Origin of the sequence: Bacillus sp. S2(2024), from assembly GCF_050474045.1 — a bacterium.
In the GTDB taxonomy this organism is placed as follows: Bacteria; Bacillota; Bacilli; order Bacillales; family Bacillaceae_G; genus Bacillus_A; species Bacillus_A yunxiaonensis.
Genome location: NZ_JBFLUS010000003.1, coordinates 689,727 through 706,900, shown reverse-complemented (window position 1 = coordinate 706,900; position 17,174 = coordinate 689,727). Strand labels below are relative to the sequence as shown.

The 17,174-nt window shown below is 35.4% G+C and carries 13 protein-coding genes and 2 pseudogenes; 7 read left to right on the top strand and 8 right to left on the bottom strand.

What is annotated here, in order from left to right; translation table 11 throughout:
• Positions 1-240 precede the first annotated feature (240 nt).
• Entirely contained in the window at positions 241-951 is a 711-nt protein-coding gene (locus AB1284_RS03615; RefSeq protein WP_429751590.1) for a Crp/Fnr family transcriptional regulator, read from the bottom strand.
• Between the two features lie 105 nt (positions 952-1,056).
• On the opposite strand from AB1284_RS03615, the gene AB1284_RS03610 reads away from it, so the two are divergent.
• The 4 genes from AB1284_RS03610 (at position 1,057) to AB1284_RS03595 (ending at position 4,381) form a co-directional block, all read left to right on the top strand.
• Positions 1,057-1,398 carry a DoxX family protein gene (locus AB1284_RS03610; RefSeq protein WP_429751592.1) on the top strand — a complete coding sequence of 114 codons (342 nt, stop codon included), beginning with the start codon at positions 1,057-1,059 and terminating at the stop codon, positions 1,396-1,398.
• Positions 1,399-1,676: 278 nt separating this feature from the next.
• Entirely contained in the window at positions 1,677-2,417 is a 741-nt protein-coding gene (locus AB1284_RS03605) for a GntR family transcriptional regulator (RefSeq protein WP_429751594.1), read from the top strand.
• Positions 2,418-2,606: 189 nt separating this feature from the next.
• Positions 2,607-2,813, top strand: a complete 207-nt coding sequence (locus tag AB1284_RS03600) for a hypothetical protein (RefSeq protein WP_429751596.1) — start codon at positions 2,607-2,609, stop codon at positions 2,811-2,813.
• A gap of 179 nt (positions 2,814-2,992) precedes the next feature.
• Positions 2,993-4,381: an MFS transporter gene (locus AB1284_RS03595; RefSeq protein WP_429751597.1), complete on the top strand. Its 1,389-nt coding sequence runs from the start codon at positions 2,993-2,995 to the stop codon at positions 4,379-4,381.
• A 342-nt stretch (positions 4,382-4,723) separates the two neighbouring features.
• Here AB1284_RS03595 and AB1284_RS03590 read toward each other — a convergent pair whose 3' ends face one another.
• Both AB1284_RS03590 and AB1284_RS03585 read right to left on the bottom strand, forming a co-directional pair.
• Positions 4,724-6,169, bottom strand: a complete 1,446-nt coding sequence (locus AB1284_RS03590; RefSeq protein ID WP_429751599.1) for a DEAD/DEAH box helicase — start codon at positions 6,167-6,169, stop codon at positions 4,724-4,726.
• Between the two features lie 40 nt (positions 6,170-6,209).
• A pseudogene (locus AB1284_RS03585) lies at positions 6,210-6,533 on the bottom strand (DUF4180 domain-containing protein); the annotation flags it as partial.
• Between the two features lie 340 nt (positions 6,534-6,873).
• On the opposite strand from AB1284_RS03585, the gene AB1284_RS03580 reads away from it, so the two are divergent.
• The gene (locus tag AB1284_RS03580) at positions 6,874-8,325 is read left to right on the top strand and encodes an RNA-guided endonuclease InsQ/TnpB family protein (RefSeq protein ID WP_429751601.1); all 1,452 of its coding nucleotides are present in this window, start codon (positions 6,874-6,876) and stop codon (positions 8,323-8,325) included.
• Positions 8,326-8,485: 160 nt separating this feature from the next.
• Complete coding sequence (gene rluF, locus AB1284_RS03575; RefSeq protein WP_429751603.1) at positions 8,486-9,202, top strand: 23S rRNA pseudouridine(2604) synthase RluF; 717 nt, start codon at positions 8,486-8,488, stop codon at positions 9,200-9,202.
• Positions 9,203-9,285: 83 nt separating this feature from the next.
• On the opposite strand, the gene AB1284_RS03570 is transcribed toward rluF, so the two are convergent.
• The 3 genes from AB1284_RS03570 to AB1284_RS03560 all read right to left on the bottom strand — a co-directional run bounded on the left by AB1284_RS03570 (position 9,286) and on the right by AB1284_RS03560 (position 12,667).
• Positions 9,286-10,164: a radical SAM/SPASM domain-containing protein gene (locus AB1284_RS03570; RefSeq protein WP_429751604.1), complete on the bottom strand. Its 879-nt coding sequence runs from the start codon at positions 10,162-10,164 to the stop codon at positions 9,286-9,288.
• Positions 10,165-10,442: 278 nt separating this feature from the next.
• Positions 10,443-11,669 carry an FAD-dependent monooxygenase gene (locus AB1284_RS03565; protein ID WP_429751605.1) on the bottom strand — a complete coding sequence of 409 codons (1,227 nt, stop codon included), beginning with the start codon at positions 11,667-11,669 and terminating at the stop codon, positions 10,443-10,445.
• Positions 11,670-12,070: 401 nt separating this feature from the next.
• Positions 12,071-12,667, bottom strand: a complete 597-nt coding sequence (locus AB1284_RS03560) for a hypothetical protein (RefSeq protein WP_429751607.1) — start codon at positions 12,665-12,667, stop codon at positions 12,071-12,073.
• Positions 12,668-13,396: 729 nt separating this feature from the next.
• Between AB1284_RS03560 and AB1284_RS03555 the strand changes: the two genes are divergently transcribed.
• The gene (locus tag AB1284_RS03555; RefSeq protein ID WP_429751609.1) at positions 13,397-14,095 is read left to right on the top strand and encodes a hypothetical protein; all 699 of its coding nucleotides are present in this window, start codon (positions 13,397-13,399) and stop codon (positions 14,093-14,095) included.
• 778 nt (positions 14,096-14,873) lie between these two features.
• Here the strand turns inward: AB1284_RS03555 and AB1284_RS03550 are convergent.
• Together AB1284_RS03550 and AB1284_RS03545 are read right to left on the bottom strand one after the other, a co-directional pair.
• Positions 14,874-14,999: pseudogene (locus AB1284_RS03550) on the bottom strand (PhnA domain-containing protein); the annotation flags it as partial.
• On the bottom strand, positions 15,000-17,096 hold the full coding sequence (locus AB1284_RS03545; protein ID WP_429751610.1) for a sigma-54 interaction domain-containing protein: 2,097 nt from the start codon (positions 17,094-17,096) through the stop codon (positions 15,000-15,002).
• Between the last annotated feature and the right edge of the window lie 78 nt (positions 17,097-17,174).

Sequence of the window (17,174 nt, the reverse complement as noted above, 5' to 3'; positions counted from 1 at the left end):
TAACAAAATTAAAAATAATTTTGTATATTTTTAAACTTTTTTAATCAATTTTTTACTTCATATTTTCTTAGCGTTGTTAAAAACGGTGGAATTGTCTTAAAAATGGGCCTATCGTTGTAAAAAGAGGACTTTCTTGTGAAATTCTCTTTTTTATCCCGCATTAACTGGCTGTTTTCCCCTTTCATTTCTTGCCTTTCACTACATTTTAAAGTCGAAATTTTAAACTAACTATATCTTTTACTAAATACGTTTACTGCCTATTTCTAATTCTTCTATTAATCTCCCTAAGTGAATTTGTAATAATTTACGCGGGGCTGCTTTTCGGACAATGCCTTCTTGTGTTAAATCATTTAATAAACCCGTTACCGTTTCACGAATACTCCCTGTCATATTTGCTAATTCTTGATGAGTAATGGAAATTTCAAGCTGTCTCCAATCCTCTGCATCTTCCACTACTATCCCAAATTTTTCCGATAATTTGTAAAGCAAAAAGAGCAATCGTTTCCGTGCACTACTATGTGCCATATGCTCTAACAGCTCTTCCATTTCCTTGACACGAATAGATAGTATCTCTATGAACTTTAAAGCGATGTCCGGTTTATCGTGTATAATTTTTTGAAACTGAGTTCTATCTATTTTACAAATAAGAGAATCTTCCCATGTTTCAGCATATACACCCTCAGATCCCGTTGTAAATGTACCCACCGCTCCAAACACATGCCCTGCACCTAATATGTCGAGTGTAAGCTCTTTTCCATCCTCAGACACTTTATATAAACGCACTTTACCTGATTTAACTAAATATAAAAACTGCTGCTTCATATGCGGAGAGGTAATGATTGTCCTTCTTTTCATTACATCAATAGGAGTATCCTGCTCAATTTTCTTTAATTCCTCTAACTCTAGCTCATCAAATAAACGTATTCGCGATAAATATTTTATTTTATCCATGAACTTTCCTCCCGTTGTAGTCTCGACTACATATTTTCAGAATAATATATACTACACTCTTATGTAAAAGTATGTATTTTACTATCTTATCAAGGGGGAAGTCATATGAATATCGTTATTATTATCATTCAATTTATTTTGATTGGTATATTTTCAATATCGTTTTTCCTAAAAATTTCACGTGCAAAATCAATGGTTCATCACTGGAATGAATATCGCTACCCTATGTGGTTTATGAATGTGATTGCCTTATTGGAGCTCATCGGGATTATAGGAATCATTATTGGTTTTTGGAGTGATAGACTCTTACACTATGCAGCTTTTCTTATTATTGTCCTTATGTTAGGAGCTTTGCATGCTCATTTCTTCCGTGCGAAGCATAAACCCATTATGGCACTTAATGCGTTTATTATGCTTGTTCTTTCTATTATAATTCTACTCGCTTAAGGAAACAGGAAGTTTAAATAGTAGTCAGTGGAGGGATAACTTCCTCCACTGACTTGACAAGAAGGTTATAATACAACAGCTGTATGTATTATAATGTTTTCAAACGATTCAAAGTTATTTTAGTTGTATACAGCATCCCCCTTCTTCCCTTTGAATGACCAATATACCTAGCGCAAATTATAATGGATTTTTGCAAGCGTATTAATTTCCATGGAAAAATAAGTTACAATAAACCAAAGAAAAGAAACGGAATTTATAAACTATAGGGGTATAAGAAAATGAACAATAAACTTCATGAACTCAATAAACAAAAAAAACCGCTATTTGTCACTGTGTATGATCAATTGTATACATTAATCATGGATGGAACATTTCCTCCTGACAGCAAGCTTCCAACAGAACCTGAATTGGCTAAAATATTTGGTGTAAGCAGAATGACATTGAGACATGCTTTGGCACTTTTGAAGGAAGATGGCTTGGTTAAAAATATACATGGAAAAGGGAATTTCATTACAAAATTTCATCATAATGAAAGTATGGATGGCTTGGAGAAGTTGGGGAATCCCTTATATAAATGCTATATGGAAAAAATAGACGATATCGAACTTAATTTCCGAATTGATCTAGTAACGGACTATGCAATGCAAGTATTAAATCAAGAAATGACTGCAGTGGTTGCGTTGGAACGCTGGTATAAAAGTAACGATAAGATCGTAGCTTTTGCTTTTACGATGATGCCAATAGAAGCGGTTTCCCAATTAAACCTTGACTTACAAAATGAGAAGCAAGTTTTAGAAATGTTGGAAGAGAAAGTATATGAACTAGCTAATTCCTCTACCATTGAAATTAAACGTTCTAATTCCGTCAATACTCCGTCATTAAAATACAAACTTTTCCATGGAGAAGAATGTGATTTAATTTTAGAAAGTGTCTATATCAGCGATAAATATCCTGTGGTTTATAATAAATACTATATACCAATAGAATTTAGTCAAATTAGGATTAAAACATCTAAATGAGTTCTATACTTAATTTGGAAGCGATGGATTTCATATGAAATCCATCGCTTTTTTGTAACAAAACAGACAAATTCCGAAAGAAAGATGGGTTGTGAGCGAAATAAAGGTATGGTATCCTTTTCATTGTTAAGATATATACAAGTTTTTAGACAACTATACAATGTTGTATATTTCAAAGAGTTATCATGCATGATCCTGAAAGCGCAATCAACGAGTATGATGTTTTTTGGTTACTTATGCAAATCCTTCCTTGTAAATATCACAGGAAGGCAAGGTGTGGTATCGTTTTTGTTAGTCATTTGCGTACAAGCAGTTAGACAACCAAACGATATTGTATATTTTAACGGATTATCACACATGATCCTGAAAGCGCAATCAAAAGGTAAGATGTTTTAATTATTTATGGAAACGTTTCCTTTTTAAACATCATAAAAAGGAAACCCAGCATATGAAACAAATAGTTTAGAAATTATTGAACCCATCCTTTTACGAAAGGATCAATCGGTAGTGAAAAGCGAGACAATCATGAATCAGGAAGATAATTTCCTGAATAATAAAAGGAGAGAAATATAGCTATGTCTACAATAACTGCAGATGTGAGCATGAAGAAAACTCAGGAATATAATGCTAAGAAAGCAGTACCTATTACCTTACTGTTATTTCTATTATGTTTAGTAATTGACAATTCGTTTAAGATTATTTCTGTTGATATGGCAAAGGATTTTCACATTTCAGCGACAACAGTTAGCTGGCAAGCAACTCTAGCTGGACTTGTAATTGGAATTGGGGCAGTGGTTTACGCAGCTTTGGCGGATTCCATTAGTATTAGAAAACTTTTTAGCGTTGGTATTATTTTAATCTGCGCTGGTTCAGTCATGGGATATATTTTTCAACATTCGTTTTTACTAGTTGTTATCTCACGAATTATCCAAACTGCCGGTTTAGCATCGGCTGAAACATTATATGTTATCTTTGTAACGAAACATTTACCTGCAGATGAACAAAAGAAATTTTTAGGATTAAGTACAAGCAGTTTTGCTCTTTCACAACTTATAGGTGCATTAACTGGAGGTTATGTTTCTACGTACTTCCATTGGACAACTCTGTTTTTACTTTCTTTAGTAACGCTTTTCACCCTTCCTTTTATTTTAAAATATCTTCCTAAGGAAGAAACGAAAAACAGTAATGTAGATGTATTAGGATTATTTTTAGTAGGAACGATTTCAGCATCCCTACTACTATATATTACCGATTTCAACCGGATGTACCTTCTCTTGTTTATTGTTGCAATTACATTGTTCCTTACTTATATTAGTAAGAACTCAAAAGCGTTTATCGGAATTTCATTCTTTAAAAATAAACAGTTTATCTCATTGCTTGGAGTTGCTTTTGTAATTTACTCTGTACAGTTAGCATATATTTTCGTATTTCCATTCTTGCTTGAAAAGATTTATGGTTTGAAGCTAGATACTATTTCACTATTATTAATTCCAGGCTATATAGCAGCAGCAACAGTTGGGGCTCTTTCTGGAAAAATTGCGAAGGTTCTAGGAAGCAAGCAATGTATTACACTCGCTATGTGCAGCATTATGATCAGCTTGCTATTAGGCGGAATCTTTATAAAAACTTCTGTCGTTGTATTTGTAATATCTATGGTTTTATTCTCTAGTTCATTTGCATTCATGTATGCACCATTACTTGATTCTTGCATTTGTACGATTGAAAAAGAAAAAACAGGAACAGCAATCGGATTTTACAATTTAACACTTAATGTCGCTATGTCAATCGGAATTGCCTATACAGCAGCAATGATGGACCATTCCGCAATGCGAAAAAGCTTCCTAGGAACTATGAGTAATCCGGATGCTTCCATGTATAGTAATATCCTATTCATTCTCGTACTCATTACCCTTTTCAGTTTATCTCTGTACTGGGTATTAGTAGGACGAAAAGCGAAAAAATAGATTATTGGACAAGTTGTCTATTAATTAACTAGTTATATAGAATCTCTTTGTAAGAAAAATTTAAGACATAGTAGAACCCATGGACAATTTAATAAAAAGACCATGAAAAATCAAGCACTTAAAAGGTGGTTCCGGTATTCTACCGGAGCCATCTTTTTTAGTGTCCATAATTCGGGGTACAGTTCACCTTTTATCCCGCATTAACGGGCAGTAATACTCCCACCCCAAAATTCAGCGAAAGCAAAGAAGTTAGGTGGGAGATAAACTGCCCGTAAAAGCCCGATTGGTTCAACTAATAATCAGTGGGGGATGAAGAAACCCCCCACTGATTAAAGTTTCACTTTATTTAATTGCCTCATGAACCTTTAACTGCTTCCCTTTTATCGTTGTGTTTTTCATTACTTTTAAAACAAGGGGTCCTTTTCCGTTTAATATTTCAACATAAGAAACATTATCCTGTATCGTAATAATCCCTATATCATCCGCTGTAACACCTGGAATTTTGGCAATTGTACCAACAAAATCCACTGCTCGGATTTTCTTTTTCTTCCCACCATTAAAGTAAAGCTTCATGATTCCCTTATTTAGACTAGCACTTTTATCTTTTTTAATAATTGGCTTAGCATTTATTTTTTCTTCAAATGCCGCCTTTCTTTTTGTAACTTCTTCTTTTAAAGGTGCATCTATTTTTAAAATTTCAAAACCGATATACTCCTCGATTTCTGCTAGAAATCTCTCTTCATACGGGGTTACAAATGTAATTGCTTTTCCGCTATTACCAGCACGTCCTGTTCTTCCTGTACGGTGTACGTAACTTTCTTTTTCTAATGGAATATCGTAGTTAATGACGTGGGTAATATTCTCAATATCAATTCCTCGTGCTGCTACATCTGTCGCTACTAAATAGCGGAATTTCCCTTTTTTAAAGTCATTCATTACTGCAAACCGATCTTCTTGCACCATACCACCATGAATTTTATCACAAGGATAGCCAGAACGTTTTAGCTGTCTAAATACATCATCTACATTTTCTTGCGTACGGCAGAAAATAATGCAACTATCTGGATTTTCAATAGTTGTTATATCTTTCAGAAGAGAGAACTTCTCTTCTTCCCTCACTTCTAAAAGACTATGTTCAATGTTATCTGTCGTAATACCAGATGCTTTAATCTCGATGTTGATTGGTGATTTCATATATGTACGAGACAAATTTTCAACATCTTCTGGTAAGGTCGCAGAAAACAGCATCGTCATTCGGTTCATAGGTAGTTCGTCAATAATTGCTTCTACTTGATCGATAAAGCCCATATTTAACATTTCATCTGCCTCATCAATCACCAAATACTTGAAACACTCTAACGAGAAAGTCCCTTTTTCAATATGATCTAATACACGTCCAGGAGTGCCGACAACAATATGTGTCTTTTGCTTTAGTTCTAATTTTTGACGCGCAAATGGAGATTTTCCGTAAACCGCAGTTGCTTTAATACGCTTAAATCTTCCTATATTCGTAATATCTTCTTTTACCTGCACAGCAAGTTCCCTTGTTGGTGTAAGGATTAACGCCTGCGGCTTATTTTCTCCCCACTCAACCATTTCACAAAGCGGAATCCCAAACGAAGCTGTTTTACCGCTTCCTGTTTGTGATTTTACAACAAGATCTTTCTTTTCTAATGCAATTGGGATGACTTTCTCTTGCACTTCTGTTGGCTTTTCATATTGTAAGCTAGCAAGTGCTCTTACAATTTCTTTACTCAATGCGTAATCGTTAAAACTTTGTGGACTCATGTACTAACCTCATTTTGTTATATATTCTTTTATGTATTTTTCACCATTGTATGAATACCATATGCATAATTCCATTTTTTCTATGGAGTTTTAATTTCTCCTTGGTATCATAAACTCGAAATCCAAGTTTCAGCATCTGCAATATTCTTAAATGTTCTAAAATAACCGCAACTCTTATATGATAGTTTATGAATTTTTGCAACATCATTCCTGCTAGACCTGTTTTCAGATTGAAGAAGTCTTCCGAAAATGCATCAACGTAGAGTATTAATAAGTATACGTCATTTTCAACACATATGCCTACAAAATCTAACACATCTTTTTCTGAACAAAGTTGCCTCTCAACAGAAACACATTCAATATATTTTTTGTTATTTTTTTCATAATCCTATAATTCATTATGCTTGCCCACTTATAAATCAGTTTGTTCTACAAGCACTGAAATTGAACTCAGCATCTCTTCAATAAACGTTATATTCCCCCATAACATAGCTCTTAATCGGTTTGTTTTATCATCAAAAAGTCTACGTCATTTATCGAAAAATTGGCAAGAAAACTCCATCTTCAAAACGTGTAGGGCATAGCCCAGTTTAAGGTGGGGATGAATTGCCATCGCATTTGTAAAAATATTTTCGTAGTATGACGAATGTATGTTCTTTCCAAGTGTTTTGTAGTATCATGAAGGGAAGAAGGAGGTGAACATGATGACAAAAGAAAAAGAATATGCAACCTATCAAATTTGGATTAAGAAAGGTCATAAATTACATGCCTATTTCATGGAAATGTGCCAAAACGCAAAAAATCTCTACAATACAACAAACTTCTATATTCGCCAAGTGTATACGGCCTTACGTACGGATAAGCCATTACAGCCACTTCAACAAGAAGTCCTCCATACATTACAAATGTACATCGAAACCATGAATGAAAATCAACTTCGTGCGTACCAAAAACGTGTGCAAAAGCAAAAAGAAAAACCTGTAGAAGAACAGAAAGACATAAAATGTAACTTGTTTACATTCCCGACAAAAGAAAAGTCGTTCCTATCGTATCATTTCCTAGATTGTTTGTTTAAAACAATGAAACAACAAGATTATATGAATTTGCCAGCACAAACGAATCAAGCAGTTATGAAGAAGCTATATCAAAACTGGAAATCATTCTTCGCTTCCATCAAGGCATACCAAAAACATCCTTCCACTTTTACTGGCAGACCTCGCATTCCAAAATATATTAAATCATCTTTGAAAGAAATTGTTTTCACGAATCAAGTGTGTAAACTCCAAGATAAATACATTCGTTTTCCAAAAACAAGCATGAAATTAAATATCGGCAAATTGTTTGGATATATCGAAAATCTCAAAGAGATACGCGTTTCTCCTTCTTACGGAAAATTTAAGGTGGAAATTGTGACAGAACAGTCCGAACCAGCACCTGAGCATGTCGACAATCATCGCTATATGAGTATAGACTTAGGAATCAATAACATTGCAACTATCACAACGAATACAGGGGCTACTCCTGTGTTAGTAAAGGGCAATGTGATTAAAAGTATTAACCAATATTACAACAAACAAAAGGCTCATTTACTTGGAATTCTTCGTCATGGAAAAGAACAAAAAGAAGGAGAACACACGTCAAAGCGTTTAGAGAGACTTTATGAAAAACGGTTTCTCAAAATAAAAGATATCTTCCACAAAATGAGTTACCACATTGTTCAGATAGCGATTCAACAGGAAATCTCTATGATTATGATTGGGAAAAATACATCATGGAAACAAAACAGTGAGATGGGGAAACAACAAAATCAATCCTTCTGCCATATCCCACATAATCTACTCATTGAAATGATCACCTATAAAGCAAAACGAAAAGGTATTACTGTACAAGTCGTGGAAGAATCGTATACAAGCAAGGCATCCTTTCTAGACAATGATGCGATCCCGACTTACGGTGAGGAAGACATTCCTGCATTCAGTGGAAAACGGATTGCACGTGGCCTGTATCGTACGAAAGAGAAGAAACTACTGAACGCAGATGTGAATGGTTCCTATAACATCTTAAAAAAAGCAGTTCCAAAGGCATTTGCTGATGGAATAGAGGGGTTGTGCCATCAGGCAGCTGTGTCAACTCCACTCGTGTTAAGCATCTCTTGAAGGTGATACACGAGAAACCCCCACTTCAAGATTCGAAGGAGATAAGTGGCGGGAGTTTTCATGCTACCACCGATACTATTTCTACATAAGATTTTAATAAGCCCTTGAAAATCTTATGTGAAACCAATATTCTAATACTATTAACTCTCTACTTAAGGTTGTGTTTAACATGCGTATTAATAAGTACATTAGTGAATCCGGAAAAGCATCTAGACGCGGTGCAGATAAATTAATTGAAGAAAGAAGAGTCACGATAAATGGAAAGGTTGCGAAAATAGGCAGCCAAGTCGAGCCTGGGGATGATGTTCGTGTAAACGGTAACCCAATACGGATGGCAAGAAATTATGTTTATATTGCCTTAAATAAACCCGTAGGCATTACAAGTACAACAGAAAAAAATGTTAAGGGTAATATTGTTGATTTAGTCAATCATCCATTAAGAATTTTTAATATCGGGCGATTAGATAAAGATTCAGATGGCTTAATACTCCTTACAAATGACGGTGATATAGTCAATGAAATTTTACGTGCTGAAAATAAGCATGAGAAAGAATACATTGTTACAGTAGACAAGCCGATTACTCCTGAATTTTTAAAACAAATGGCTGAAGGTGTAAAAATTTTAGGTACGAAAACGCTGCCTTGTAAGATGGAACAACTTTCTAAATATGTTTTTCAAATCACTCTAACACAAGGACTAAATCGTCAAATTCGTCGCATGTGTGAAGCGCTTGGATACGATGTTTATAGACTACAGCGAACTCGAATTATGAATATTCATTTAGGTAATCTACCCGTTGGACAATGGAGAGACTTATCTAAAAAAGAACGCAATCGATTATTCCAAGACTTGAACTATGAGCCAAAGGAATGGTAAAAAAGATGGACCAAAACAGTAAGAAACTGTTTTGGTCCATCTTTTTTTATTGTACACGTTTTGCGTGGCGCTCGTTTTCCTATCTATTTCCCAAACCTTTTGCGATATCCGCATTTTCTACATAGTTCCTCTACTGCTTCTCTTCGGGAAAATCCATCTACAAGGTTGTTTGCTCGCTCTCCTTCGATAATATCAGAAAATGAAGCATCATTAATATTACCAAGGTTGATAATGCCCTCACCATCTAAACAACAAGGGATAACCGTTCCGTTCGCTAAAATACCCGCTTGATTTCGAAGGCCATAACAGAAGCCCTTCCCATCGTCCTCTTCTTCATGCAGTGCAGGCCACTGGAATTCGTAATCTTGATTGATGAAGATGCGATCCGCAATTTTCACGCCACTTCCTGGTGTAACCTTCTCTTCAATTTTGTATGGTAAATCAAATTCTTTCTCAATGATTTCTAACAGCTGTCTGTTTCGTTGTATTTCAATATTCGTCTTATTGTCTTGCGTTAAGTTCCATAGTCTGAGCGAAACAATCAAATCTGATTGGCTCGTTGCTTCTTTAATAAAAGAAAGTATACTTCGCACATATCCTTCCTTATCTTTAGAACCTTCGTGGCCATCAAAGCTATGAAGCGAAAAATTCATCTGTCTAAGTGCAGGCTTATTTAATAATTTGTCCCTCTTTTTATTAATTAATGTTCCGTTCGTTGTAATATTAACTTTAAACCCTTTTTCATGGCATAAATCTAATAATTGGTCTATTTTAGGATGGAGCAGCGGCTCACCTTTTACATGTAAATAAATATAGTCTGTGTGAGGTTTAATTTGATCTAATCGCTTTGAAAACTCCTCCACAGAAAGAAATTGCTTCTGCCGTTCTGTTGGCGGACAAAAGCTGCATGCGAGGTTACATACACTTGTAATCTCTAAGTAAAACTTCTTAAACTTTTTCAATCTCAATTCCTCACTTCTTTGACTACTTAGAACAGGATATAATATTGTTCTATCACTATTACAGCATAATTTTTCATAAATGGAAACATACTTATTCAAGGAAACTACTGTTACTATTTTCCCTGTTTAGAAGAATGGAATTGTATTTGGATCATTCATGTAACTTTAAATTGAACTGCCCTCACCTACCGCTTCGCTTGAGATGGGGGTCTTCTCACCAGATATGACAAAAGAACAAAAAGCCGTTTTTACAATAAACAAAGATGATTGTCATTTTGTTATTTATCGAATACAAATTCAGGATTAATAGCTACAGGATTTTTCATAACAAATAGCTTCTTCTGGATCATCGAAAAAAGGGGAGTCTTGAAAGCAGCAGATACGATATATGGTCGGATCCCTTTCACAAATTTTGACGAAGTAAAAAACAACTTTCCCATTCGCTCTTGAATTCGGTGAATTTCCTCAATCTCCTCACTTCGAATTTCTTGGACTCTACAGAGAACTTTAGCTGAGACATCACGTTTTTGCAGCGCATCCCAAATAACATCAGCCGCCACAACTGCTGTCGTTACTGCTAATGAAACTCCTATTGCCCCTACAGGAGATGAACAATGAGCAGCATCACCGACCAGCAAGCAGCCATCCTTTGCCCACGTTTTAACCATATGATTTTTAGCTTGAAGCGGTACGAATGGTTTAAAGTCAACCAAAGATTCAGCAAATTCATGAAATCCTTTGTTAGCATGCATAATTTCTTGACGAAAAATTTCTATCCCTTGACGCTGCACTTCTTTCCATTCTCCTCGTGGTAAAGCAATGCCTACTTGAAGTAAATCCGGATATTTGGGAAGTGTTATATAACTATGCCCCTCTGTGATTTTAAATTGTAATTCCTCTCCCCACTGAGGTGGACGTTTTACACTAAACCAGATCAGATCACCTGGATAATATTCATATTCTAACTCAAAACCTCCTAAACGACGAATGGTAGAAAACCGCCCATCAGCCCCAACTGTTATCTTCGCCTGAATTTCCAGCAATTCTTTATTTTCCTGCTCAACAACTACCCCTGTCACGGTTCCATCGTTCTCAAGCAGTTTTTTCACCTGAGCATGGAACATCATATCAAAAGTTGGATATTCCTTTGCTTTTTCGTATAGCGCTTGAAGTAAGATGGGTTGAGGAATCCAAAGAGCATACGGCGCTTCTGCAATAATAGAAGAAAAATCAAAGTCTCCTTTCTTTTTGTCATAATGATAAAAGGCACCTTTCTTTAGCTTAGAATGGGGTAATTGTTCAATATACGCACGTAATTGTAATTGTTCAAGTAATTGAACAAAACGAGGCTGAAGTACTTCTCCGCGATATTCACGGTCAAAATTATTATGACTTTCAAGGACAATTACTTGAACTCCAACCTTTGCAAGTAATAAGCCCAATATCATACCCGCAGGTCCTCCACCAACAACAATGACATCCTTTTGTAATCGTTTACTAAGCATTCTATATATTTCCTCCCCATATTCAAATACCTACACGGAATTATATGTAAAAAAGATAATGAAATGCTTGCTTTTGTTATTAAAGAATATGGCCCGTTTGTTGAACAAGTAAGGATGGAGAGTACTGTTCTCGCCATAAACTATACTTTTTCATATACCTCTGCATAAGCTACTTTCAATTACTCTCTAAGTTGTTTGTTTTCATTTTCTAATTTTTTAACCTTCCGTTTTAGTGATTCAAGGAATGCACTATTTTAATAGACTACATTAAGACGTTAATCAATGAATAAAGAGAATAATCGCTTTGTTTCTGTACAAAAAAACCACCATTCTCCCATTTCTTCTAAATTGATGAGAGAATAGTGATTTTAAAACTTATTCACCTAAACAATTGAAATCTCCTACTTGATTTCAATTGCTGAAGTTATATCGTTCCAATCCGCAGCTAGATTAGCAGTTTTACCATACCAATCAGAGTGTCTAAATAAGACTCCTTTTCCATATCCTTGAGATGAAGTATGCTCCCATAGCGTAGTCGAATAGCTTGCAGAAGGTGACGCCGTGCTTATGGAAGAAATTCTGTCATTCCAGCTAGAAGGCAAGTTTTTAAAGCCATAGCTCCAATAAATATACTGTCCACCTTTATTTATATGCTCATAAAAATCGGTACTTCCAGGGCCGCTACCAAGGGGATTTATTTGGTTTTTAAGTCTTTCTTTATCTTTTTCGATGAAAGCATCCAATGTTTCTCTGCTCGTAAATCCATATGCCAACCAATCTCCATTTTTATTCTGTTTAGGCAGAACCATAGTTACTTTTATGTCTCCGTTGAGCTTATTATTCACTTTAGCCGTGGCATCTACATTCTTTCCATCTACAGTTAAATAGTCGAACGATTTGATCGTATTATCTTTTTCTGCACTTGCTGATATCGTTCCCAATCCCCCAGTTAATGCAAAACCAGCTGCTAATGCTCCTACTACTAACTTCTTGAACATACAACCATCTCCTTTTTGCTTGGATTTTTTGGTACAACTAAAATGTATAGTTTTTTTATACTTTTGTAAATATTAGGAATTTTTAGAAATATAAGACAGAATATTTATTGTTTTCTGTTTAATGTTTAGAAAAAAATGAATCCTTTTATAAAAAGATAGTTTATTAATAGACGAAACAAACTCGTTTTGCTTACACTACTTCACAACCTCTCTGAGAAGATACGAAAAGTTATTGCTGGAGTATCCCCCCATTGCCATCAAGTTAAGAAATCAATTGTTCCCCAAAACGAAAAAAGCAATCTAAATTCTCATAAATAACTGTAAAAAGGTAAAATTTTCGTTATGGGAGTGTCTCAAAATATTAGCTTGATAGGTATGTATGGTGACACTCTACTAAGAAAAAATATTATTTCCACATATTGCAGATTGTAATTGTGATTTTTTAATCTATACTTTTTGTATAAATTTAAAAATTTGTATTATCAATAATACAGGGATAATAACCACTCCGCTATACCTTTAATTTAGGAGTTTCATAGGCGGAAATTCGGTCTATTTTTTTGCCTACAACACAAACATGTGCCATACACTATATCTTGTGATAAAACAAGTAAACATATTTTTTTAGTAAATGTTTCTAACCATCTTATCTCTTCATGAGGTGACTGAATAGTTACCAGAAATATGTATATAAGTTACGGATTAGCATTAAGTTTTTAGGAGGTTTAAATGAGAAAAATATTGCCAGGGGCCATTTTATCTCATACCCAGTATGGATATGTAAAGGTGCCGAAAAATGTCAGAAGTCAGTGTCCTAAATGCGATAAATCAAGTGAATTTACGTTAAAAACAAATTTTTACCAAGTTACAAAACGAGGATTATTTGCAGAAGGACTTTGTTTTGAATGTCAAAAGACATCAGAATTTGTGATTATGTTTAATGATCATCCTGATCAAATAAATAAAGAAGTAGAAGTGTATATTTATAGTCCTTCGGATTTAAGAGATCCTTTAGATCAGCTCGAACGCAATAAACATATCCCTATAGACCTTGTTAGGGCATATCGCTCTACTTTAAATGTCAGTCAATCAAAAGATAACTCTGCTACTGCAGTACTGTCAAAACAAGTTCTTGAAAGTGTCCTCAAACATTTTCTTGGAGAGAAAAGTAATGGACAATCTCTTTCCCAGCAATTTGAGCAATTGCCAAAAAATATCGATTTAACTAAACCGATTCAAGATGTGGGCAACCTCGTTCATCCGGAAAGTCCTTTTTATGGGATGCTTGAATTGAAACAGGAAATTGATGATGAATCAGTAACTTTATTAACAGAATTATTAGAAGTCCTTATCGAATATTTATTTGTGTTGCCTGAAAAAATCGAATCAGTACATGATAAGATTGAACAGAAATTCAAAAAGGTGTAGCATGTACATTTTAATATTTTTATACGCCAAAAGATTTTCGAAAAACAATAGCATGATTTCAATTGGGATTTTAATTTAAAGATAAGTTTTGAGACACCATTTAAGCTATTTTTAGCTTATTTTACGTTGAAGTGAATTTGTCTCAAATACCTACCGACGTTTTTGAGATTTGGTGATTTTCTTACATTAGTAAAATCAACACTTTTTCATGCCGAATTTTACTTAGCGTATATTTTCGTTAAAATGCGGGCGGTACACCATCGCCATTCAGTTAAGAAATACAATCTTCCCCAAAACGAGAAAAATGAGCTGAATTCTCATAAATAACTGAAGAGATATAAAATTTTCGTTTTAGAGATATTTCAAAATCTTGACTTGATGGGCACGAGGTAGCGCCCACAAAACGCGAATTTCGTACACTAAGCAACTTCCGGCATAAAAAAAGCCAATTCCCTGTAAGTGTAGCTTTGAAATAAATTTTGCTCCAAAATGTTCCGTGCATCCACATTTTACGGCAAATAAAAAGAATCCATTTTGAAAAATTAATCAAAATGGATTCTTTTATTTACAGATTTGGTTTTATAAAAAATTTTGATTAAAACTCATAGAAGTCTCTCAAAAAACAATTTAGATAGTCGGCTGAATAAGTAAACGTTTGATTTTATGAGAATTGCCTTTTAAGAACGCCATATTCAAGAATTTCTGTGATTATTAAAGTGTCTATAAATGTTTGATTTTAGAAAAAACATTCTTTTAATCAAACTACCCCTAACCTCATTTATACATTTTTAACAAATTCAGATTTTAATTGCATAGCTCCAATACAATCAATATCATGATTTCCCTCAACCAAACGTATATTTTTTACTTTTGTACTTATTTTTATAACTAATGAACTTCCTTTTCAATTCATTATTTTCTCTCTAATACTTTGTAAAACCTGTATTCCCATAGGAGTGATTGTTGTACCTTGCTTCTTAACACCTACTGCGACACATCCACACTGTTTGAGAATCGATAGCTTACTGCGAACTTGAGCTTCGGATAAGGGACGGGAGAGCAATGAGCCTAAAACGGTTCGTCCCACTCGCTCCTGCCGTTTACTCATATTCCACAGGGTCGTCAATATATCCTCATAATCCATCAGGGAACCGTGACGTAACAAGAATTGAAGGATGTCCTCCCTTTCCACTGTTTCCCCTCCGGCTGTTGGACCGTGAGGGGGTGACAAGATGACGCCGCTATTCAATATACGTTCAGGAATATGTTGTAATTTCACTGTATCGCCTTCTACGATTACCTTCAGGTACTTAATGAAATTTTCCAACTCCCGAATATTACCTGGCCAACTGTAGTTTAAAAGAACATTTTTTACTTCAGGTGTAAATTGTAGCTTTCTCCCATTATCATGAAGAAAATAGTCAATGAGGATAAAAAGATCCTCTTGCCGTTCTCTAAGATTTGGGATATTTAACGGCAAAACGTTGAGTCTATAGTACAAATCTTCCCGAAAAGTACCCTTCGACACCATACTATTCAGGTTTCGGTTTGTGGCAGCAATCACCCTAACATTAATGGGAATTACACGATTTCCTCCTACCCGCATCACCTGCCGCTCTTGAAGCACACGCAGCAAGGCTGCCTGAATACTGAGAGGAGCATCCCCAATCTCATCCAGAAAAATGGTTCCATTATGGGCCAATTCGAATAGACCCATTTTTCCTCCTTTTTTAGCTCCTGTGAAAGAGCCCTCTTCGTATCCAAACAATTCACTTTCTGCTAAACTTTCTGTAAGGCCAGCAAAATTGACCGGGACGAACGGGCCATCCCGCCGGGTGGAATGCCTATGAATCGCTTGGGCAAATACTTCCTTGCCTGTACCGTTTTCTCCTGTGATTAATACGGTAAAATCACTTTCTGCCAGTTTGACAGCAACCTGTTTCGCAGAAGTAATAGAATCGCTTACACCGATAATATTTTCAAAAGAATATTTTGTCGTTAATCCCAGACGGCTACTATTTTTACGGATTTCCTGTTCATTTCGTTGGACAATCGTAACGTCTTGAAACGTAACAACGACGCCCATCAAATGCCCGTCCATCATCACGGGAACTTTGGTAACTAGAAGAACCTTGTTCCGTATCTCCAATAATTGATTGGACTCCTCCGCATGAGACTGAAAAATCTGATTCAGATTAAACTCAGGGATTACATCCCAGCACGTCTTTCCAAGGCAATTCTCTGCAGACAGGCTGAGGATTTTCTCCGCTTCTTCATTAAAAACCGTAATGTGTCCCCATTCATCTATACTAATAATCCCTTCATGAACAGCATTAAATACGGATTCCAGCTTTTGATTTAACCGCTTCTCATTGTTTACAGAATTGGCTAAGCTTCTTCCAAGGCGGACAAAATCACGGAAAAACTCCGCTGTATAGAAATGCGCATTTTCTATAGGAAGATTCAATTGTTGGGCAATATCATAAATCGTTGTCAAATCGATCGGGCGTATGCCCAAATCAATCACTTTACCAATCGTCTCCGGGACAAGTTCTTTTAATCCATGAGTAACCGCCACATCGATACTCTCAAGTACAGGCCGGATTTTCGCTGGCTCCGGAACATATGGAATAAAGTGCAAATGATCAAACCCCAGACGATTCAAAAGCTCAATGGCATCTACAATCGTGTCCATACTGTTCGAGACAAATAGACATTGGGTTCCCGGAGCTAAATCCATCAGTTGTTCGAGCTTTGGCAAATGAACAGTTCTTCTGGCAAACAGTGCCCGCTCATGAAGTAGTTTCGGTAACCGATCCAATAAACTTTCGGTGGAAACTAGAATCAGTTCACACTCATCCACTAATCGGCTATCCAGCTCCTGGTGCTCATCAACAGTATAAATCTGAATATTTGTACCGAAAAACATTCTCAAATTAGTCTCAAAGGTTTGTGCTAGCTTTTCCCCTCTTGTTAGCAGTAAAATGCTTGGTCTCCCCATTTTTCTCTCCCCTTAAAACCCCTTTTTTAGAATAATAATAACTTAAAAACAAACCTAAAACTATACTTTGACCACGCA

What these genes read in the sequence shown, in the direction of transcription:
- AB1284_RS03595 (WP_429751597.1), top strand. Translation starts at nt 2,993, where the DNA reads ATGTCTACAATAACTGCAGATGTGAGCATGAAGAAAACTCAGGAATAT.
- AB1284_RS03580 (WP_429751601.1), top strand. Translation starts at nt 6,874, where the DNA reads ATGACAAAAGAAAAAGAATATGCAACCTATCAAATTTGGATTAAGAAA.
- AB1284_RS03545 (WP_429751610.1), bottom strand. Translation starts at nt 17,096, where the DNA reads ATGGGGAGACCAAGCATTTTACTGCTAACAAGAGGGGAAAAGCTAGCA.
- AB1284_RS03560 (WP_429751607.1), bottom strand. Translation starts at nt 12,667, where the DNA reads ATGTTCAAGAAGTTAGTAGTAGGAGCATTAGCAGCTGGTTTTGCATTA.
- AB1284_RS03600 (WP_429751596.1), top strand. Translation starts at nt 2,607, where the DNA reads ATGATCCTGAAAGCGCAATCAACGAGTATGATGTTTTTTGGTTACTTA.
- AB1284_RS03590 (WP_429751599.1), bottom strand. Translation starts at nt 6,169, where the DNA reads ATGAGTCCACAAAGTTTTAACGATTACGCATTGAGTAAAGAAATTGTA.
- AB1284_RS03605 (WP_429751594.1), top strand. Translation starts at nt 1,677, where the DNA reads ATGAACAATAAACTTCATGAACTCAATAAACAAAAAAAACCGCTATTT.
- AB1284_RS03565 (WP_429751605.1), bottom strand. Translation starts at nt 11,669, where the DNA reads ATGCTTAGTAAACGATTACAAAAGGATGTCATTGTTGTTGGTGGAGGA.
- AB1284_RS03555 (WP_429751609.1), top strand. Translation starts at nt 13,397, where the DNA reads ATGAGAAAAATATTGCCAGGGGCCATTTTATCTCATACCCAGTATGGA.
- AB1284_RS03615 (WP_429751590.1), bottom strand. Translation starts at nt 951, where the DNA reads ATGGATAAAATAAAATATTTATCGCGAATACGTTTATTTGATGAGCTA.
- AB1284_RS03610 (WP_429751592.1), top strand. Translation starts at nt 1,057, where the DNA reads ATGAATATCGTTATTATTATCATTCAATTTATTTTGATTGGTATATTT.